Raw genomic sequence first — 18,683 nt, forward strand, 5'->3', positions numbered from 1 at the left:
TTCACAATAGAAACCAATCAGCAAGAAAAAGTAAATATGAAAACATCAATACAGATTGGGCTCCTGTTCATTACAGGACTAACCCTAGCCTCATGTGGCAACGATAAAAACAAAGCGGCACAGGCCGCAGCCGCAGCTGGGCAGGTTAAGGAATATAAAGTCCTGAAACTGGAACCCAGATCTGCTACATTAAATACAGACTATCCTGCAAGTATCCAGGGGCAGCAGAATATCGAAATCAGGCCAAGAGTAGATGGCTACATCGACAAAATATTTGTGGATGAAGGTGCGATTGTTAAAATCGGCCAGCCGCTATTCAAAATCAGCGCGCCGCAGTACGAGCAGGATGTAAGAACAGCGAATGCCAGCATTGCAAATGCAATGGCACAACTAAACGCTGCTAAATTGGCTATCAATAAGGTAAAACCATTGGTAGAGAAAGATATTGTAAGTAAATACGAACTGGAATCAGCACAGTACACTTATGAATCTGCACAAGCAGCAGTAGCCACTGCGAAAGCAAGTCTGGCCAATGCCAAAACGAATTTAGGATTTACCACCGTAACCAGCCCTGTAAATGGAGTAGTTGGTTCTATTCCTTTTCGTTTAGGAAGTTTGGTAAGCAGCACAACCGCAGATCCTTTAACCACTGTTTCCAGCATAGGTAACGTATATGCTTATTTTGCGCTGAATGAAAAGCTATTGTTAGATTTCACAAAAGATGGCAGTGGTTCATTTGCCCAGAAGCTGGCTAAATTACCTAAAGTGTCTTTATTACTTTCTGATGGATCGCCTTATACTGAAGAAGGGCGTATAGAAACAGTAAACGGATTAATTAATACAGCTACAGGTTCAGCAAATATCAGGGCCCGTTTCCCTAACCCTAAAGGTATTATCCGCAGCGGGAGCAGTGCAACTGTAAGAATCCCTAATGCTGTAAAGGATGCAATTCTGGTTCCTCAAAGCGCAACTTTCGAATTACAGGATAAACGCTTTGTAGTTGTAGTAGGGCAAGATGGTAAAACTAAAAATGTTGCAGTAACGGTAATGCAAAATACCGCTGGTAATTTCTTCGTGGTTGAAACCGGTTTAAAAGCAGGTGATCAGATTGTATTAGAAGGCGTTGCAACTTTAAAAGATGGTACACAGATTAAAGCAAATGCCGAAAATCCAGAAACTGTTTACGCAGATTTAAAATAAGAACAGATGTTTAAGATATTTATACAGAGACCAGTTCTCTCGACAGTAATCTCAGTGATTATTGTTATTCTGGGTATACTCGGACTCACGTCCCTGCCTATAGCCCAGTACCCCGATATTGCACCGCCAACAGTTAACGTTGCTGCCAGTTATACTGGGGCAAGTGCTGATGTGGTTTTAAAAAGTGTGGTTATCCCCTTAGAAGAGCAGATTAATGGGGTGGAAAACATGACTTACATGACTTCTACTTCTGCGAACGATGGTACAGTAAGTATCAGTATCTATTTCAAAGTAGGTACAGATCCGGATTTAGCCGCAGTAAACGTTCAGAACAGAGTTTCAAGAGCAACCAGTTTATTACCTGCGGAGGTTACTCAGGCAGGGGTAACGGTGACGAAAAGTCAAAGCAGTAACTTATTGATTTTCTCTTTATACAGTGATAATAAGGCTTATGACCAGACATTCTTGCAAAACTATGCTAAAATTAACTTAGTACCACAGATACAACGTGTTACCGGGGTAGGTAATGCATCCGTTTTTGGTGCCAAAGATTATTCGATGCGTATCTGGCTAAAACCAGATCTGATGCAACAATACGGTTTAATTCCGGGCGATATTACCACAGCACTGGCAGAACAGAATATTGAAGCTGCTCCAGGAAAATTCGGAGAGAACAGTAATCAGTCATTCCAATATGTTATCCGTTATAAAGGCCGTTTAACACAAGTAAATGAATTCGAAAATATAGTCATTAAATCGGCAGGTAACGGACAGTTATTGCGCTTGAAAGATGTGGCTAAAGTAGAACTTGGTTCTTTAAGTTATGCTTCTACCATTGAAACAGATGGTAAAGAATCGGTAGCGATGGCTATTAGTCAGACGCCCGGATCTAATGCAAGGGACGTAATTAATCAATCGAAAAAGATCATTGATGAGGCTGCAAAAACATTCCCCAAAGGAATTAAATATGCAACACTTGTCGATGTCAATGAAAACCTGGATGCTTCTATTGATAAAGTAATCCATACCCTGGTTGAAGCATTTATCCTGGTATTTATCGTTGTATTTATCTTTCTTCAGGATTTCAGATCTACATTGGTGCCGGCAATTGCGGTTCCGGTAGCGATTGTAGGTACTTTCTTTTTCCTGAACCTGTTTGGTTTTACCATCAATTTGCTAACACTTTTTGCTTTGGTACTCGCCATTGGTATTGTGGTCGATGATGCGATCGTAGTCGTCGAGGCGGTCCATGCTAAACTGGATCATGGCTATAAATCTGCCAGAAAAGCTACGATTGATGCAATGGATGAAATATCCGGTGCAATTATCTCGATTACTTTAGTAATGGCAGCGGTATTTATTCCGGTAACTTTTATTACAGGTTCTACCGGGGTATTCTATAAGCAATTTGGTATTACACTGGCAGTTGCGATTATTTTATCGGCAATCAATGCATTGACTTTAAGCCCGGCATTATGTGCTTTGCTGCTTAAACCTCATAAAGATGACAAGCATAATCAAACGTTTTTACAACGTTTCTATACTGGATTCAACGTTGCATTTGACAGCCTGACTAACCGTTATAAACGTTCTGTACAATTCCTTTCAGTAAAAAAATGGATTGTTCTAGGTTCAATTTTAATTGCCGGTGCAGCTTTGTTTTACATGATGAAAACTACACCTTCTTCTTTTGTTCCGGCAGAAGATCAGGGAACTATCTTTGCCAACATCAGTTTGCCGCCTTCATCTTCCATGGAGCGTACAGCAGCAGTGACAGTTAAGGTAGATAGTATTGCAAACACGATACCCGAAGTACAGCATACATTACGTATTGTTGGACAGAATTTCACCGCTGGTGCTGGTAGTGCATACAGTATGGTAATTCTGAAGTTAAAAACATGGGATCAGCGTAAACGTACTGTAGATGATGTTGTTAAAGAGTTATTTGGTAAAACTGCCGGAATCAGAGAAGCAAGTATCTTCTTTATTTCTCCGCCAACTATCCAGGGTTTTGGACAAAGCGGAGGTTTTGAATTTCAATTACAAGATAAAGGCGGACATAGTACGGCTGATTTCTTTAAGATCAACAATGAGTTTCTGGCTAAGTTAAGTCAGCGTCCTGAAATTCAGTATGCGACCACTTCTTTCAATCCTAACTTCCCTCAGTACATGATGGATGTAAATCTGGAAAAGGCTAAAGATGCAGGCGTTAGCGTGAATACTATTCTGCAAACCATGCAAGGATATTATGGTGGTTTGTATGCTTCGAACTTTAATAAGTTTGGTAAGCAGTACAGGGTAATGGTTCAGGCAGCTGATCAGTTCCGTGCTAATCCTGAAGGGCTGAACAAGATCTTTGTCAGAAATAGTGCAGGCGGAATGGCCCCAATTACTGAGTTTATAAAAATGAACAGAGTATATGGCCCTGAATCTATTTCCAGATTTAACTTATTTAGTTCTATTGCAATTACTGGTGCACCGAATCCTGGTTTTAGTTCCGGAGATGCAATTAAGGCAATTCAGGAAGTAGCAGCCCAATCTTTGCCTCAGGGTTACGGATTTGATTTCTCGGGCCTTACCCGCGAAGAGCTGGCTTCAGGAAGTGAAACCGTGTTTATATTTATCCTGTGTCTTGTTTTCGTTTATTTCTTATTGAGTGCACAGTATGAGAGTTATATCCTTCCTTTTGCGGTGTTGTTATCTATTCCGTTTGGGTTGGCAGGAGCTTATCTGTTCTCCATTATCTTTAAACTGAACAGTAATATCTATTTGCAGATTTCCCTGATCATGCTGATCGGCCTGTTAGCAAAGAATGGTATTTTGATTGTAGAATTTGCGTTGGAGAGAAGACGAAAGGGGATGCCGATTGTACAATCTGCTGTGGAAGGTGCCGTTGCCCGTCTAAGACCTATTCTGATGACATCATTTGCGTTTATCTTCGGTTTAATGCCTCTGATGTTCTCTAGTGGTGCAGGTGCGGTTGGTAACAAATCTATCGGAACAGGTGCGGTAGGAGGAATGTTGATCGGAACAATTTTAGGGGTTTTCGTGATCCCGGTATTGTTCATCATCTTCCAGGGTTTACAGGAAAAAATCAGTGGCCCGGCTAAACCAAGTTACGATTATGATGAAGAGGAGGAAGAAGAAGCACAGGAAACTAAAAGGATAGAAGGTGCGGATGAGCATAAATTGCTTGAACCACCAACTGCTTAGTTGATTTTAAATTTTAGAACAGAATAAGATGACTCATAAATATAACAAACAGGTTTTTGCTTTACTGGTCGCCGCCACCTTTTTCAGCGCGTGCTCAGTAACGAAAACCTACGAAACACCCAAAGTGAAGACTGATGGATTGTATCGCGGACAAAATTTAACAGACTCTGCAACTATGGCGTCACAGCCATGGCAGACACTGTTTACAGATCAGAAGCTAAAAGTACTGATTCAAAAAGGTCTGGATCAGAATGTGAACCTGAAAAATGCAATCCAGAATATTTTACAGGCTCAGGCTTCTTTGCAGCAGGCAAAACTGGCTTTTCTGCCAACGCTGAGTGCAGATGCAAATGCCACAAGAAGTAAACAGTCATCTGCGGGTTTAAATTTTCCTCCCGGGATTAATATCAATACGCTGACTAATACTTATAAGTTATCCATGAGTACTTCGTGGGAAGCAGATATCTGGGGTAAATTGAGCAGTACTAAACGTGCGGCTTTAGCCAAGTACCTGGAAACAGATGCGGCTAAGAAAGCCGTCCAGACACAATTGATTGCTGATATTGCAAATAACTATTATGGATTATTAGCGCTGGATCAGCAGCTGGCTATTACGCAAAAAACACTGGAAAGCAGGATTGCAAATGTAGAAACGATGAAAGCACTGAAAGAAGGTGCCGTAGTTAATGGTGCAGCTGTAGTACAAAGTGAGGCGAGCCGTTATGCTACTGAAGTTTCTATACCAGATTTGAAAAGGAGTATCCGTGAAACAGAGAATGCAATCAGCATATTATTGGCTGAGAGTCCGGGATCTATTGACAGAAGCACTATGGACGCACAAGCTATTCCCTCAGATTTAGCGACTGGTGTTCCTGCGCAGTTATTGCAGAACCGTCCTGATGTTCAACAGGCTGAACTTGCTTTCAGAGGGGCTTTTGAGAACACGAACCTGGCCAAAACTTATTTCTATCCAAGTTTGACTTTAACAGCTTCAGCTGGTTTTTCAAACCTGACTCTGAAAGACTTTTTTGACCATTCTGTCTTCTACAATTTAGTAGGTGGGTTGACACAGCCAATTTTCAACCAGGGATTAAACAAAGCACGTTTAAAAACTGCGCAGTCCGCACAAATCCAGGCATTGAATAACTTCCAGCAAAGTTTACTGGTTGCGGGGCAGGAGGTTTCCAACGCACTTTATGCTTATCAGACTGCGGTAGAAAAACAAGATTCAAGAGCTAAACAAGTTGCTGCACTGGTTAAAGCAGTTGATTATACACAGGACTTATTACGCTTTAGCTCTGCTACAAACTATACTGATGTATTAACGTCAGAACAAAGTTTATTAGCAGCGCAATTGAGCGGTGTAAGTGATCACTTGCAAAAAATGCAGGCTGTGGTTAATCTTTACCGTGCTTTAGGTGGTGGCTGGAAATAGCGATTACCAATCGAGCCCTTGCAGGGACTCGTGATATTTCAGAGGATCAAAGCTGTAAAGGTAGGGTGATTTATGCGCCCCGCCTTTACGCAGGTCTTCTTGCTTGATCAGGATATCAAAACGCATAATACGGCGATAAAAATTACCTCTGTTTAATGGTTTCCCTAATATAGTTTCATAGAGCTTTTGCAGTTCCGGCAGTGTAAACTTCTCCGGAAGTAAATTCAGGCCAATTGGTTTATAACTTAGTTGTTGTCTTAATACAGTCAGTGCATTCATATAGATTAATTGATGATCCATCGCCAGTTCCGGCAAATCATCGATACTTCGCCATTCACAGGTTTCACTATATTCATCAGCAATCACATTTACCTCGGTGTAATCTACAAGCGCGTAAAACCCGGCAGAGATAAAACGTTGTTTGTACCACAGGTCATCTTCATAGCCCTCAAAAAATCCTTCAGAACGGTTTAAAGCACCAAATACCCCGAATTCTTGCAGGTAAACACGCTCTGCACCTGTCCGTTCAAGCAAAACACGTTGCGCGGCATCTTGTAAACTTTCATTTTTAAGAATATAACCACCTGGTAATAACCATTTTTGGGCAACATTCATTTTGAGTAATAAGACTTTAAGCTGGTTTTCATGAAACCCGAATACTACGCTGTCTACGGAGATATGGGGCAAACAATTTTCCCACATCCACTTACTTTTCTTTATTATGCCCTGATCTAATTTCATGATGGGGCAATATAAGAATCTGTTTAAAAAGATCTGGGGAAAATTGGTTAATCGTATTTATTTGAATTCTGCACTTTCCAGTATTTCTTGCATAATCTGCTCAGATTTCTCTTTTTCGCCTGCTATTAATTTATATTCAATTTCAATATTAAAAATTTTCCTGGTTTTGGGATTGTAAACTTTGGCCCTATTGTGGCCTAAAGTTTTAATGTGAAAACTAATATTTAAATAAGAATTACCTTTAATACTTTTAATTTCCGAATTATAATCATTCTCAGCTGTAGGTTTCAAATATCTTTCATAAGATTGCTGTTCTGATTGCAAATACTCATAAGATCTTTCTCCATTTACAACTGCAAAACGAAGAATGATGTTATCAATCTTGTAAATATCTTTTGTAAGCCTTTTAAAAGCTTCCCCAGTACCGAAAGCACTCATGCTTTCTTTAAATTTCTGGTCATCAAATGCATTAGCTCCCTTAGGTAGTATAATACTGATTTCGGGACTAAGAAAAATTCTATTTTGTTTGTTAATACTAAAGGATAATATAATTGTTAATAGGACTGTTGCAATTTTCATAAGTATAAATTTAGTATAAAAAACATGGGTAATATGCATGAACCAGGAAAGCAGCGCGCTTTTGAATTAGGAAACCCATTTTATGTTCGATATTATTACTACAAATCAGAACTTTCATCTTCTGGAGAATTTATAAAAAGCTATATTCGCGAAAAAAATTAATGCTTGAAATCGTATACCAGGATGATCATATCATTGCGATCAATAAACCACACGGACTACTTGTACATCGTTCCTCCATCGCAACCGATGCGAAAGAATTTGCCTTACAACTCTTAAGAGATCAAGTTAACAGACGCGTAAGTCCGGTACACCGGTTAGACAGAAAAACAGGCGGTTTATTATTATTTGCTTTTGAGAAAGATGTTGAAATTGCACTGCATCAGCAGTTTCAGAATGGAGAAATACAAAAGAAGTATCTTGCAATTGTCAGAGGATATGCTCCTGACAGTCAGGATATAGACTATCCCTTAGTGAAAGAAAACGGTGCAATTCAAGAAGCTTTTACTTCGTTTGTTACCCTAAAAAGAGCAGAACTGGATATTCCTTTGGGTCAACACCCTACTTCAAGATACTCTTTAGTAGAAGCAACCCCTACAACCGGGCGGATGCACCAGCTTCGCAAACACTTTGCACACATCTTTTACCCAATTATAGGTGACCGTAAGCATGGGTGTAACAAACAAAACAGGTTCTTCAAAGAGCAGTGGGAAATGACAACGATGCTATTACACGCTTCAGAACTCAGCTTCAAACACCCGGTTACTAAAGAAGATATTCATCTGAAAGCCAGTGTACACGAAGAATTTAAAAGAGTGATGGATCTGATGAGCTGGTAATGAAAATACTATTATCCATTCTTTTACTTTTAGCGGGAGCTGGCAGCTTGTCTGCACAGCAAAAGCCATCTGTCGTATCAGCAGCCAAATCGCTAACTAGCGTAGTTAAAATGGATACCCTCAACTGGGTCGATCAATCCAGAAAACGCTTTGTGCCAGTAGCGATTTATGAACCTGAAAAATCTATAGCTTCTCAAAGAAAATTAAATCAGGTCATTATTTTAAGCCATGGTTACGGCCAAAACCAATGGGGATCGTATAAAGCGTATAGTTACCTGGCCAATTTTCTGGCCTCAAAAGGTTATACTGTAGTAAGTATTCAACATGAGCTCTCCACAGATGATTTGCTTCCCACTACCGGTAAACCGATTGAAACACGCTGGTCGAACTGGGAGCGGGGAGTTCAGAATATTTTATTTGTAATCAGGGAATTGAAAAGAACCAGGCCCGATCTTGACTATAAACACCTTAACTTAATCGGACATTCCAACGGGGGAGATATGAGCATGCTTTTTGCGACACAACACCCTGAATTAGTGGATAAGGTGATCTCTCTTGATAACCGGAGAATGCCATTTCCAAGAGTTAGTAAACCCAGGATATACAGTCTGCGCTCTTCAGATCAGCCAGCTGATGAAGGTGTTTTACCTGCACCTGATGAACAGCAGCAATTCGGAATAGAGCTTGTGAAGTTAAAAAACACTATACACAATGAAATGGACGACAATGGGAAAGCCTGGCAGCAGGAAGAAATTAACCAGTTGGTTTTAGGCTTTTTGTTAAAAAAATGAGCTGGGTTCAAACCAGGAATTTCTTTCTCATTTCAAGAGTCGGCACTACACAACTGTTCATTTGCCCAAACCACGAATACCGGCGGTTGGCAAATAACGTATAACCATAATTCCGGATAGAACGTGGAATAAATTCTATCAGGAACAACAACCATGACCACCTGCTCTTTAAATGTTTGGCTATGTGAATAATCCCATCAGACTGGGTGAGCACCCTTCTGTTGTTGATCACCACTATACTATTCAGATCTTGCAGGTCTATGTGGTGAATTGCTGATAACTCTTTCGCGACATCACTTTGTAAAGAAGCAAAAACGAATCTGTTATGCTGATCGTGACTGATGACATAATTGATATAACTGTTACAGAAATTACAAATTCCATCAAACAGTATAATATCTTTTTTTCCGGCTAGGTTTAATAACATTGGCATTTCCTGATTAGTACAAATAAGCTTGAATCTGGTGATTGATGAAAAACAAAGCAGGGTAAGCAGCCATAAAAGCCCAGAAGAATGAATTTAAGCCCATTATAATAGCCGTAAACAAGTGGAACAGAAAACCCCAGATGATAAACACCAGTGCATAATTAAAAGGCAGAATCAAACATAACGGAAATAAGGTTTCCATGATCATCACATTCCAGCACAGAAATACATTCAGACCCGGATATTTTTTCATTAATAGTGCAGCCCATTGTGAACCATAAGTTTTAGTTGAAAACACATCCTTAATCGCTGTAGAAGCACGCCATTCTGCCGAAGCAAGTTTAGCAATACCAGCTACTGTATAAGAAAGACAAGTTTGCAAGCCTATAAACCAAAGACCTATTGTAGCTAAACGTGACCCCGAACCTAAAGGGAAATGACAAAGAAAAAGTGTGATAATAATCAGCATATTCATCTGATCTGACCCATCACTTCCATAAAAGGTAATCATAGAGCTTGCCAGCAAACTGCAACCTAGTAATCCAACTAAAATCCAGCCATAAGTACTCTCTAAAGGGAAAAATATCAATCCTATAATAATCACACATCTCAATGCAAAAATAACAGCCAGTCCTTTCTCATTAAATAATTTGAATAACGGGCTGAAAAATGAATTGTAATCTTTCTTTTCCCAACGTAACTGCATTACATTCCAGGATAGTAAACCTGTAGCAGAGAAGATCTGTATCTTTTTAATATACTCCATGGTGGAGATAAACAAGCCAATACTTAAAATGATTAAAATGAGCTGATTGGTTTCTATAATAGATATCATAATTGAAATTTATATTTGGTGAAATACAGACAATAAAATAACAGAAGGCGGGTTTTCTTTCAAATACCCGGAAGTTTCGGCAAGCATAAACTGTCTGTGGCCAGAGCCGGTTTGGCATTCACAATTACTTACCGCATGCAATACAATCAAATAAGGCATGGAGAACATAAGCAGATCATATCCATTAGCCCCTTTATAATGCGGAATACTTGCAATCAGGCTCTGAATTACATCTGATAATATCTTTTTATCCCTTTTATCAGGATTCCAGCACCATGACCATAAAGAACGTTCTTCGGTAATGTCCATCTCTTCCCATTCACTATTATTCTCTTCATCAATTTTATCTCTGTACAATAAATGATAGTCGCTTTTTCCAGGATTAGGCGCAAAAAACGTCCATAAGGGGATAAGGCCGAAAATATCAATCGTGTGCCTGATATAGTTAGAAAATTTAGTACTTCTGAACTGGCATAAAATTGTGAGCAAAAACCATATCGCAAGAAAACTTGCTACTATAGCTTCATAAATGATATTGATGTCTGTATGCGTAGCCATATTGAAGAGGGTTAAATTTTAAAGGCGGGTGCAATCAGGCCCGCCCTTAAAACAGTAATTAATTAAACTTTTTACGAAGTTCTATTAGTTGCTGAACATTGATACCAGCTTTAGCATGCTGCTCTAAAGATTTGGTTGCTTCGTCATGTGTTTCTCTACCTAAAACAGCAGTTGCTACTTCTACGATGTCAGTCACATAAGGAGTTGCTTTTACTACAACTTTAGTAGCCTGAGCTGTTACTCTTACTACTGCTGTAATAAATGCTTTTACATCTCCGATTTCTGCTTCTACTCCTTTGTGGTCACCTTGCATTTCTGCAATAAGGGCATCAAGTGCAGCTAATTCTGCATGTGTTAATTTTAACTTTGCCATAATTTAATTTGTTAAATAAAATAGTTTTTTAGGTGCATTCATTGAAGCTTCATTGCACAGCATAAAGGACGGGAGATCACAGGAAAATAGCCATAGTAGATCTACGCAAAGAAAATAATGAGTAATTCTACTTAGCCAAAAAGGTTAAATCAGCCCATTCTTTACAGCGAACAAAACAAGGCCGGCAGTATTGCGGACACCAATCTTATCAATAAGACGTTGTTTGATACCTTCTACAGAACGGGGACTTAAAAAGATTGCCGAACCAATTTCTATGGCTGTTTTCTCATCACAAATTAATTGCAGAACTTCCAGCTCACGTTCTGATAAGGCAACTTTATTTGTAAATGTGGGCTTGAAATTTCCCTTATGAATCAACTTTTTGAGCAATGCCTTATTCATCAGCTCATTAAAATAATAACCATGTAAATGTACCGCATAGATTGCCTCCCTGATATCAACAGGATTAGCATCTTTCAGTAAATAAGCATGTGCGCCAATTTCCATCAGATGAACTACAAAACTATCTTCATCATGTAAAGTGACCGCAATGATTCTGATATGCTCATATTTCTTTCGTATTTGTTTGGTAGCCTCCATACCATCCATTCCCGGCATCCTCAGATCCATCAAAATGACATCTACTTCATTTTGTGCCAATCCATCCAGCAGCTCAGCACCATTCCCCGCTTCCAGGACTACCTCCATGGTTTCATCCTGATTTAAACCTACTTTTAAGCCATCCCGGAATATTGCATAATCATCTGCTATTGCTATTTTTATTCTGCTCATATATTTATCTGGTTAGTTGGAACGTGAATATCAATCTGATAACCTGTTTCCCGTTGGGAGAATATCAGTTCTCCATTCAGAAATATGGCTCTGTTTTGTATGTTCTTAAGCCCCAGGCCATTTTTCTCAAACCGCAACTCTTCAAAGCGCTGCTGAGTCAGGCCCAGACCATTGTGTGAAATTTTCATGATTAGTTCCTGACTGGTATATTCAGAAATGATATGAATTTTAGTAGCATTCGCATGCGTAATAATATTATTAAGCAGTTCCTGAATAATACGATAAACGCTGATATCATTTTTCATAGGGTAGTGGTGTACATGATCAAGCTCAACTGTAACCACAATCAGGGACTCATGCGTAATTTTTAGAGCGAAATGACTAATTGCTTCATTTAGCCCAAACTCCTGCAAAATTGCGGAATGAAGACTGTGGGATATATTTCTCACCTTTTTAATGCCTTCGTCCAGTAATTCCCTGGCTTTATTATAAATACCCAGATTATATTCTCCCGCACCTAATTTGATACTGTGGAAATGTAATTTTGAAGAGGCCAGAATTGCACCGACTTCATCATGCAATTCTTCGGCTATACGATGCCTCTCGGCTTCTTCACTTTTGATTGCCGCTTCTATCAGTTGATTCTTCTGCCGTTCACTTAATGCCTGGAGAGAATTCTGATACTGTAATTTTTTACGTTGTGTAAATATAAAAATCAGCAAAAAGCTAATAAACAGCAATAGCATTGCCGCAATACCTACTACAAGAAAAAGTCTGATATCAATGTTTACCAGATGCATAAAAACCTTTAGCAATGAAGAGGTTAAAAAAGATATAAGAGATATTATGGACATTCCATAGATTGATCGCGAAATTTATCATGTGTATAGTAAGTTCATTGTACAAAAGAAAAATAAAGAAATTAACAGCCACATACAAACCAAGCCCGGTGGCAATCCAGAAGTCACTTGTGAATATGTTCACATTAACGTTTTCGTGAACCTTAAATAAAAAATAGCTCAGTGAGTAAAACAACAATAAAATTGCCTCAACTGATAATAACCGGCTGCTCAATCGCCAGTAATCAAAAAAGTTTTCATAAAAAATAAAGTTGACCAGTAGAAAAACGATAAAGGCAATTTGAATTGTCTTTTTTAATTTTACTATAACTTGTTGTTTAAGGCCAATAAAAAATGAACTGAATAAAAAGAACGTTACCACTGAGTGTAAATTATATAGCCAGTTGTTTGAACTAAAGCTTACAGGCAGTACGATTCTAAACTTCCAGACGATATCAATGATGATATTTATTCCCAGTGCAATCCATATATAAAAAACAACCGGTTGATGAATGGCCGGTTGTTTTTTATAGAGCAGGACGGCAATGGGAATGAACAACGCCCAGACTTCTGACCAATCCAGAATAACTTGTAGCATATGCAATAGCTGATGTAGCATTTTCCTGGTTTATGTAGCAGGAGGGGACGGATTAGTATCTTTAGGGGGAGGACCGGATAAGGCCGGTTTCTGTGCAGTACCAATTGCCGAAGCATCATTGTAATGCGCTTCTACACTATAATACACATTCCTGTCTGAATTTACATTTGGAATCAGAACTAAATAATCAGGCTTTTCAGGATTATCAATTAATTCCAGCATTTGAGTTAGTGAGAGTACATTATTGCTGAGTATTACAGGGCCGCAGATTTCCTGAGTTTTGTGTTCGTAATCTGATAAAGTATCATAATACGTACTGTATATACCATCAGGATGAGCAGCATTTACCATGTGCGCATAGGCAACTAGTTGCAGTGGTTTATCTGCATGATCAGTTGCTGGATAATAGTAAGAAAATACAAAGTTATCTATTCCATCAGAGCTGTCAATTAACTCTTCAATAGCGCTAACTTCGTACCTTAACCAATAAAATCTGAGCGTTTGTAGATCTTTCATTTTTCGAATATTTGGGGTTTGATGATCCAAATATATAGTAGAAAAATCTAGAACCTACAACGTAGAAATACGCATTTTTCAATTTAGGTATTTTTACGGTTTGATTATTTAAACCCGCCTCTATTCATATTTGAACGCCTTTATCGGATTAGCAAGGCAATAAAAGTTCATTGATAGTATCTTTAAATTTAAGGATTACTGTTTTAATCTCTTCCAGTGTTTTTTCGTCTGTAATCTTACCCTCACCATTAATTTTTGTTTTGGCGAAAGGGATCAGCAATTGCAGGTCCTCTATATTTTTTGCTTCTATAACCTTAAGTGTTTCCAATAAGGATGCATGTCCGTATTTTCCGTCAGTAGAAGCAGTGATCAGCACAGTAGGCTTATTGGAGAATTCGGCACTGGAAACCGTCCAGTCAATTGCATTTTTCAAAATTCCCGGAACGCCATGTGCATATTCCGGCGTACAAATCAATATACCATCAGCAGTCTGGAGCAGGGTTCTGAAATCAAGGACTTTTGCAGGTGTATTTTCAAAACTCTCCTCAGGATTAAATGCTGGCAAATCCAGCAGGTCTTCAAACATTGTGATTTCGAAGATATCATTTGATAGCTCCCCAATAGCTTTAATTAAAAGATAATTGGTAGAGTTTTTTCTTGTGCTGCCTGAAATGGCAACTATGTTTTTTAGGGATAAAGGTTTCATAAAGCAATAATACGCAATGAAACCATCAATAGACAATGGAACTTAAAATGCCCCATTGTCTGAAGCTATGTGCTAGCTGCATTCTTTTAAAAGTCCCTGCAATTGTTCTTTATCTGCCTTTGTAAGTGGCATTAAAGGTGATCTGAGGTAACCTGCCGGGATACCTTTAAGTTCAAGTCCTGCTTGTATAGCTCTTGGTAATCCTTTACTCACAATAAATTGCAATAAACCAACTTGTTTATAAAATATAGCTCTTGCCAGCTCATAATTGTTGTTTTGTACCGCATGATATAAATCCTTCGTTAATTCTGGAATTAAATTAGGGGCAGCAGTACACCAACCTGTAGCACCAGCAGCAAATGCAGCCAGTGCAAGAGGATTAGAGCCATTGAAAAAAGCAACCTCTTCTCCAAGCGCTCTGCGCAGATCATGCATCCTTTGCAAATCACCAGTGCTTTCTTTAATCATAGTGACATTGGGTATTTCCAGTAAACGCTTTAACAGCGCAGGCGACATATCGATACCACCTGTTGCCGGGTTATTGTAAGCCATGACCGGAATAGAAATTGCATTGGCAACTTTTTCATAATGTGTAAAAACTTCGTCGTCGGTTAGTTTCCAATAAGACATTGGAAGGATCATTACCGCAGTAGAACCTGCTTTTTCTGCGAAGCGCGCATGGTGGACTGTGCGTTCCGTAGTTAGATTAGACACCCCTGTAACAATAGGGACCCGGCCTGCTACCTGCTGAACAGTTGCCTCAGTGATAGCTTCTTTTTCCTGGTCGGTTAAATAGGGTAAAACCCCCGTACTGCCTAGCGGTGCAATTCCATTAGCCCCTGAAACTATTAATCTTTCTACCAGCACTTTAAACAAGCTGATATCAACTTTTTCCTGCGCATCAAACGGAGTAACTGGGTAGGCAATAATGCCTTTTATTTCATCTTTATTCATGTGTATGCTCATTAATAAGTTATTAAAGATCTCTTCCTTCTTCTTCACGTAATGCTACGCCCAGGTTTTGCAGTTGTGGGGCATTTTCACAAGCAAGATATTTTGCGGGTTCACTTTCGCTTAAATTCTGGTGACAGTGCCATGCCCAGCTCGGGATATAAACTGCATCACCAGCTTTCCACTCTACTTTGAGGCCTTCAACTTCTGTATATCCATGACCTTCCAATACAAAAAGTACAGTTTCATAAGTATGTCTGTGTTTGTTAGTCAACTGCCCCGGAAGTAAGCCACCAATAGTCATGCTCACGTTTTTAGCAGGCAGATCCACGAAGAAAACAGGATGTTTCCTTTCTGTTGAAAATTGGTTATGCTCACCAGCCTGTTCCACATTTCTGTGGATTAACTTATCCGGCATGATAAAAGTTGGCCTCGCAAAAGTCTGGTGAAAATCTTTGGATGTAAATGCTGATTTGTTTTCTTCTGTAGTTTCCATTTCTTTATTATTTAAGGTTATCAATTATTTATACGACAAAAATAGATTACATTGGACCCCATATAATCCTCCAGAATCTACATAAACACATGGTCCAGATCCTTCGTCCTTGGAAAACTATGCTGCCTGTCACTTTGGATAGTGGCGAAGCGGTATATCGTCAAATCGCAACAGGTATAATTGAAGAAATCAAAAAAGGCAGGTTAAAACCGGGGATGGCCTTACCGGGTACCAGGCAATTGGCAGCCGATCTGAAACTGAACCGGAAAACAGTAATTCTGGCTTATGATAGTTTAATTGCAGAAGGATGGCTCACTACTGCTTATAAGCAAGGGACATTCGTTTCGGATAAACTCCCTCAGAATATTAAGCTTTACCGGGATCATAAAGCAGCAATAGCGCATAAAGATATTCCATTCAAGTACCGGGAACAGCAGTATACGGCTTATCTAGATAAAGAGAAAAGCCTGGTTGTTTTTAATGATGGTTTACCTGATGTCCATTTAGCACCCATGAATGAACTAATGCGTGCTTATAAAAGAATATTTCAGCAAAATGCAAAGTGGCGGATGATGGGGTATGGAGATCCGCGGGGAACTGAACGCATAAGAATCGCAATTGCCAGTATGTTGATCCACGATCGGGGAATGAGCGTAGAAACGGGACAGCTTTGTATCACCAGGGGAAGTCAGATGGCCTTATACCTGGCCGCAAATGTTTTAGTAGAAAAAGGCGATTGTATCGTGGTAGAAGACCCTGGTTATGCGCCGGCATGGAAAGTTTTTGAGCGTGCAGGAGCGAGGTTGCTGCCGATAAAGGTTGATCAGCATGGTATTTGTGTGGAGGATTTGGAAATCCTTTGTGCAAAGACCTCAATTAAAGCGGTATATGTTACCCCACATCACCAGTTTCCAACAACGGTCAGTATGAAAATTGACAGGCGTTTAAAGCTGATTACACTTTCCAATCAACATGGCTTTGCAATTATTGAAGATGATTACGACCATGAATTCCATTTTAGTTCCAAAAGTTTATTTCCACTGGCCAGCCATCAAAATGCGGATAATGTGATTTACATTAGTTCACTGAGTAAAATTGTCGCGCCTGCTTTAAGGATTGGTTATATCAAAGGGCCGCAGAAATTCATAGAATCAGTAGCTGCTTTAAGAAAGATGATTGATGTACAGGGGGATAATGTGATGGAACATGCGGTTGCGGAGTTAATGGAGGAAGGCGCAGTTAAAAAGCATGCAAAAAAAGCTTATGCCGTTTATAAAGAACGGAGAGAATTGATGGAGAAAATGCTTCAGGAGTATTTTGGAGATTCTATTACTTTTAAAAAGCCGGAAGGCGGGTTGGCTTACTGGATTACTTTCAAAGAAAACAGAGATACAGGAGTTTTAGCAGCAAAGTTATTGGAAAAGGGCGTGTCTGTTATTCCAACTGAACCATTTTCTTTTGATGGCAGTAGCTTGAATGCATTGAGATTAGGTTATGCTTCTTTAACAAAAGACGAAATGGAGATGGGATTGAGGTTGATTGGAAAAATGGTTTAATATATATTAGCAACCGCAATACGCATAGCTTAAACCTAAAAACCTATATATGAAAATAAAAGATTTTGCTGTAGAAAGATACTTTGCCAGATATGAATTTACAGCTAAATATCTGTTATCAAGTTCTGACTGTGATGGTTACCCAATGGAATATGTGCTTAACCTGGCTACAGCAGAAGAAAAAGAAAGATGGAATGGCTTAAAGCTAGGTTATACAGAAACACGTGGGAGCCTGGAACTCCGTACCGCAATTCAGCAGCATTTCAAAACTATTGAACTGGATGAAATCGTCGTTTCTTCACCCGGTGAAGCAAATTTTGTCCTGATGAATGTTTTACTTTCCCAGGGAGATCATGTGATTTGTATGTCACCGATGTATCAGTCTTTATATGAGATCGCTAAATCTTTAGGCTGTGATGTTTCCTCGTGGAAAGCCAGCCAGGAGCATGACAATTGGTACTATGACCCTGAAGAACTTGAAAAACTGATCAGTCCTGCTACAAAAATGATCATTATCAATTTCCCGCATAATCCTACTGGTTTTATCCCGACTCTTGAAGATTATAAAAAGATAATAGCCATAGCTAAAAAACATAACATCGTTCTTTTTTCTGATGAAATGTACCGCTTTTTAAATCATACGCAGGACGAAGATTTACCCTCTGCCTGTGATTTGTATGAAAATGCAGTCAGCCTTTGGGGCACGGCAAAAACCTTTGGCCTAGCCGGTTTAAGATTGGGCTGGCTGACTTCAAAAAACAAAGACATCCTGCAAAAAGTAGAGAATTTTAAAGATTACCTGAGTATCTGTAACAGTGCAACCAGTGAAATACTAGCTACTATTGCACTCAACAACATGGATAAATTTGTGCAACCTAACTTATTGAAAATTAAAAGGAACCTTAAATTGTTTACTCAGTTTCATCAGGACAATGCAGACTTTTTTGATTTTCCCAAACCAGTTGGAGGTTCAACAGCTTTTATCAAGTTAAAAATCAAAGGAACATCCCTGGAATTTGCAGAGCAGCTGGTTAAAGAAACAGGGATTATGTTATTACCAGCTGAAACTTTTGAATACGGCGACAAACACGCAAGAATCGGATTCGGACGGGAAAACCTGCCAGAGATCCTGGAAATATTCGGAAAGTATATCAGGAAATAAAGCGAAGAAAGAGCATCAAATGTGAAGACTGCTAATTTAGCATACTAAATTAGTAGTCTTATACTTCGTATAAGTT

General features: G+C 39.1%; 20 protein-coding genes. 7 read left to right on the forward strand and 13 right to left on the reverse strand.

The annotated features are described in order from the left end of the window. The first annotated feature begins 36 nt into the window (after window positions 1-36). Genes HDE70_RS08430 through HDE70_RS08440 form a run of 3 tightly spaced genes read left to right on the forward strand, consistent with a single transcriptional unit; the run spans window position 37 to window position 5,848 of the window. Complete coding sequence (locus HDE70_RS08430) at window positions 37-1,200, forward strand: efflux RND transporter periplasmic adaptor subunit (protein ID WP_183869696.1); 1,164 nt, start codon at window positions 37-39, stop codon at window positions 1,198-1,200. 6 nt (window positions 1,201-1,206) lie between these two features. Next, the gene (locus HDE70_RS08435) at window positions 1,207-4,413 is read left to right on the forward strand and encodes an efflux RND transporter permease subunit (protein ID WP_183869697.1); all 3,207 of its coding nucleotides are present in this window, start codon (window positions 1,207-1,209) and stop codon (window positions 4,411-4,413) included. Between the two features lie 28 nt (window positions 4,414-4,441). Then, window positions 4,442-5,848 (forward strand): efflux transporter outer membrane subunit, encoded by a 1,407-nt coding sequence (locus HDE70_RS08440; protein ID WP_183889366.1) that lies wholly within the window; start codon window positions 4,442-4,444, stop codon window positions 5,846-5,848. A 3-nt stretch (window positions 5,849-5,851) separates the two neighbouring features. Here the strand turns inward: HDE70_RS08440 and HDE70_RS08445 are convergent, their stop codons facing one another. Then, window positions 5,852-6,589: an NUDIX hydrolase gene (locus HDE70_RS08445; protein WP_183869699.1), complete on the reverse strand. Its 738-nt coding sequence runs from the start codon at window positions 6,587-6,589 to the stop codon at window positions 5,852-5,854. 57 nt (window positions 6,590-6,646) lie between these two features. Beyond that, the gene (locus HDE70_RS08450; RefSeq protein ID WP_183869700.1) at window positions 6,647-7,168 is read right to left on the reverse strand and encodes a hypothetical protein; all 522 of its coding nucleotides are present in this window, start codon (window positions 7,166-7,168) and stop codon (window positions 6,647-6,649) included. Window positions 7,169-7,329: 161 nt separating this feature from the next. On the opposite strand from HDE70_RS08450, the gene HDE70_RS08455 reads away from it, so the two are divergent. Together HDE70_RS08455 and HDE70_RS08460 are read left to right on the forward strand one after the other, a co-directional pair. Beyond that, window positions 7,330-8,007, forward strand: coding sequence for a pseudouridine synthase (locus tag HDE70_RS08455; protein WP_183889368.1), 678 nt, complete (start codon window positions 7,330-7,332; stop codon window positions 8,005-8,007). Further along, entirely contained in the window at window positions 8,007-8,798 is a 792-nt protein-coding gene (locus HDE70_RS08460) for an alpha/beta hydrolase family protein (protein WP_183889370.1), read from the forward strand. The genes HDE70_RS08455 and HDE70_RS08460 overlap by 1 nt, the downstream gene beginning before the upstream one ends. A 7-nt stretch (window positions 8,799-8,805) precedes the next feature. On the opposite strand, the gene HDE70_RS08465 is transcribed toward HDE70_RS08460, so the two are convergent. From HDE70_RS08465 to HDE70_RS08515, 11 genes are all read right to left on the reverse strand, one after another. Beyond that, window positions 8,806-9,225, reverse strand: a complete 420-nt coding sequence (locus tag HDE70_RS08465; protein ID WP_183867208.1) for a thiol-disulfide oxidoreductase DCC family protein — start codon at window positions 9,223-9,225, stop codon at window positions 8,806-8,808. Between the two features lie 13 nt (window positions 9,226-9,238). After that, window positions 9,239-10,060, reverse strand: coding sequence for a hypothetical protein (locus HDE70_RS08470; protein WP_183867207.1), 822 nt, complete (start codon window positions 10,058-10,060; stop codon window positions 9,239-9,241). Between the two features lie 9 nt (window positions 10,061-10,069). Then, window positions 10,070-10,618: a hypothetical protein gene (locus HDE70_RS08475; RefSeq protein WP_183889372.1), complete on the reverse strand. Its 549-nt coding sequence runs from the start codon at window positions 10,616-10,618 to the stop codon at window positions 10,070-10,072. Between the two features lie 58 nt (window positions 10,619-10,676). Further along, window positions 10,677-10,991 (reverse strand): hypothetical protein, encoded by a 315-nt coding sequence (locus HDE70_RS08480; protein ID WP_183867205.1) that lies wholly within the window; start codon window positions 10,989-10,991, stop codon window positions 10,677-10,679. 144 nt (window positions 10,992-11,135) lie between these two features. Beyond that, the gene (locus HDE70_RS08485) at window positions 11,136-11,783 is read right to left on the reverse strand and encodes a response regulator transcription factor (protein ID WP_183867204.1); all 648 of its coding nucleotides are present in this window, start codon (window positions 11,781-11,783) and stop codon (window positions 11,136-11,138) included. Next, on the reverse strand, window positions 11,780-12,583 hold the full coding sequence (locus HDE70_RS08490; RefSeq protein ID WP_183889374.1) for a sensor histidine kinase: 804 nt from the start codon (window positions 12,581-12,583) through the stop codon (window positions 11,780-11,782). Before HDE70_RS08490 ends, HDE70_RS08485 begins: the two co-directional genes overlap by 4 nt. Next, window positions 12,564-13,241, reverse strand: a complete 678-nt coding sequence (locus HDE70_RS08495) for a hypothetical protein (RefSeq protein ID WP_183867202.1) — start codon at window positions 13,239-13,241, stop codon at window positions 12,564-12,566. Before HDE70_RS08495 ends, HDE70_RS08490 begins: the two co-directional genes overlap by 20 nt. A gap of 9 nt (window positions 13,242-13,250) precedes the next feature. Continuing rightward, complete coding sequence (locus HDE70_RS08500) at window positions 13,251-13,736, reverse strand: hypothetical protein (RefSeq protein WP_183889376.1); 486 nt, start codon at window positions 13,734-13,736, stop codon at window positions 13,251-13,253. Between the two features lie 148 nt (window positions 13,737-13,884). Next, window positions 13,885-14,442: an NADPH-dependent FMN reductase gene (locus HDE70_RS08505; protein WP_183867200.1), complete on the reverse strand. Its 558-nt coding sequence runs from the start codon at window positions 14,440-14,442 to the stop codon at window positions 13,885-13,887. A 72-nt stretch (window positions 14,443-14,514) separates the two neighbouring features. Then, window positions 14,515-15,408 carry a dihydrodipicolinate synthase family protein gene (locus tag HDE70_RS08510; protein ID WP_260160181.1) on the reverse strand — a complete coding sequence of 298 codons (894 nt, stop codon included), beginning with the start codon at window positions 15,406-15,408 and terminating at the stop codon, window positions 14,515-14,517. 10 nt (window positions 15,409-15,418) lie between these two features. Then, window positions 15,419-15,889 carry a cupin domain-containing protein gene (locus HDE70_RS08515; RefSeq protein ID WP_183867199.1) on the reverse strand — a complete coding sequence of 157 codons (471 nt, stop codon included), beginning with the start codon at window positions 15,887-15,889 and terminating at the stop codon, window positions 15,419-15,421. Between the two features lie 89 nt (window positions 15,890-15,978). Between HDE70_RS08515 and HDE70_RS08520 the strand changes: the two genes are divergently transcribed. After that, on the forward strand, window positions 15,979-17,445 hold the full coding sequence (locus HDE70_RS08520) for a PLP-dependent aminotransferase family protein (protein WP_221302022.1): 1,467 nt from the start codon (window positions 15,979-15,981) through the stop codon (window positions 17,443-17,445). Window positions 17,446-17,494: 49 nt separating this feature from the next. Continuing rightward, entirely contained in the window at window positions 17,495-18,607 is a 1,113-nt protein-coding gene (locus HDE70_RS08525; RefSeq protein ID WP_183867198.1) for an aminotransferase class I/II-fold pyridoxal phosphate-dependent enzyme, read from the forward strand. Window positions 18,608-18,683: the final 76 nt, after the last annotated feature.

The organism is Pedobacter cryoconitis (assembly GCF_014200595.1).
In the GTDB taxonomy this organism is placed as follows: Bacteria; Bacteroidota; Bacteroidia; order Sphingobacteriales; family Sphingobacteriaceae; genus Pedobacter; species Pedobacter cryoconitis_C.

What these genes read in the sequence shown, in the direction of transcription:
- HDE70_RS08430 (WP_183869696.1), top strand. Translation starts at nt 37, where the DNA reads ATGAAAACATCAATACAGATTGGGCTCCTGTTCATTACAGGACTAACC.
- HDE70_RS08435 (WP_183869697.1), top strand. Translation starts at nt 1,207, where the DNA reads ATGTTTAAGATATTTATACAGAGACCAGTTCTCTCGACAGTAATCTCA.
- HDE70_RS08440 (WP_183889366.1), top strand. Translation starts at nt 4,442, where the DNA reads ATGACTCATAAATATAACAAACAGGTTTTTGCTTTACTGGTCGCCGCC.
- HDE70_RS08445 (WP_183869699.1), bottom strand. Translation starts at nt 6,589, where the DNA reads ATGAAATTAGATCAGGGCATAATAAAGAAAAGTAAGTGGATGTGGGAA.
- HDE70_RS08450 (WP_183869700.1), bottom strand. Translation starts at nt 7,168, where the DNA reads ATGAAAATTGCAACAGTCCTATTAACAATTATATTATCCTTTAGTATT.
- HDE70_RS08455 (WP_183889368.1), top strand. Translation starts at nt 7,330, where the DNA reads ATGCTTGAAATCGTATACCAGGATGATCATATCATTGCGATCAATAAA.
- HDE70_RS08460 (WP_183889370.1), top strand. Translation starts at nt 8,007, where the DNA reads ATGAAAATACTATTATCCATTCTTTTACTTTTAGCGGGAGCTGGCAGC.
- HDE70_RS08465 (WP_183867208.1), bottom strand. Translation starts at nt 9,225, where the DNA reads ATGTTATTAAACCTAGCCGGAAAAAAAGATATTATACTGTTTGATGGA.
- HDE70_RS08470 (WP_183867207.1), bottom strand. Translation starts at nt 10,060, where the DNA reads ATGATATCTATTATAGAAACCAATCAGCTCATTTTAATCATTTTAAGT.
- HDE70_RS08475 (WP_183889372.1), bottom strand. Translation starts at nt 10,618, where the DNA reads ATGGCTACGCATACAGACATCAATATCATTTATGAAGCTATAGTAGCA.
- HDE70_RS08480 (WP_183867205.1), bottom strand. Translation starts at nt 10,991, where the DNA reads ATGGCAAAGTTAAAATTAACACATGCAGAATTAGCTGCACTTGATGCC.
- HDE70_RS08485 (WP_183867204.1), bottom strand. Translation starts at nt 11,783, where the DNA reads ATGAGCAGAATAAAAATAGCAATAGCAGATGATTATGCAATATTCCGG.
- HDE70_RS08490 (WP_183889374.1), bottom strand. Translation starts at nt 12,583, where the DNA reads ATGCATCTGGTAAACATTGATATCAGACTTTTTCTTGTAGTAGGTATT.
- HDE70_RS08495 (WP_183867202.1), bottom strand. Translation starts at nt 13,241, where the DNA reads ATGCTACATCAGCTATTGCATATGCTACAAGTTATTCTGGATTGGTCA.
- HDE70_RS08500 (WP_183889376.1), bottom strand. Translation starts at nt 13,736, where the DNA reads ATGAAAGATCTACAAACGCTCAGATTTTATTGGTTAAGGTACGAAGTT.
- HDE70_RS08505 (WP_183867200.1), bottom strand. Translation starts at nt 14,442, where the DNA reads ATGAAACCTTTATCCCTAAAAAACATAGTTGCCATTTCAGGCAGCACA.
- HDE70_RS08510 (WP_260160181.1), bottom strand. Translation starts at nt 15,408, where the DNA reads ATGAGCATACACATGAATAAAGATGAAATAAAAGGCATTATTGCCTAC.
- HDE70_RS08515 (WP_183867199.1), bottom strand. Translation starts at nt 15,889, where the DNA reads ATGGAAACTACAGAAGAAAACAAATCAGCATTTACATCCAAAGATTTT.
- HDE70_RS08520 (WP_221302022.1), top strand. Translation starts at nt 15,979, where the DNA reads ATGGTCCAGATCCTTCGTCCTTGGAAAACTATGCTGCCTGTCACTTTG.
- HDE70_RS08525 (WP_183867198.1), top strand. Translation starts at nt 17,495, where the DNA reads ATGAAAATAAAAGATTTTGCTGTAGAAAGATACTTTGCCAGATATGAA.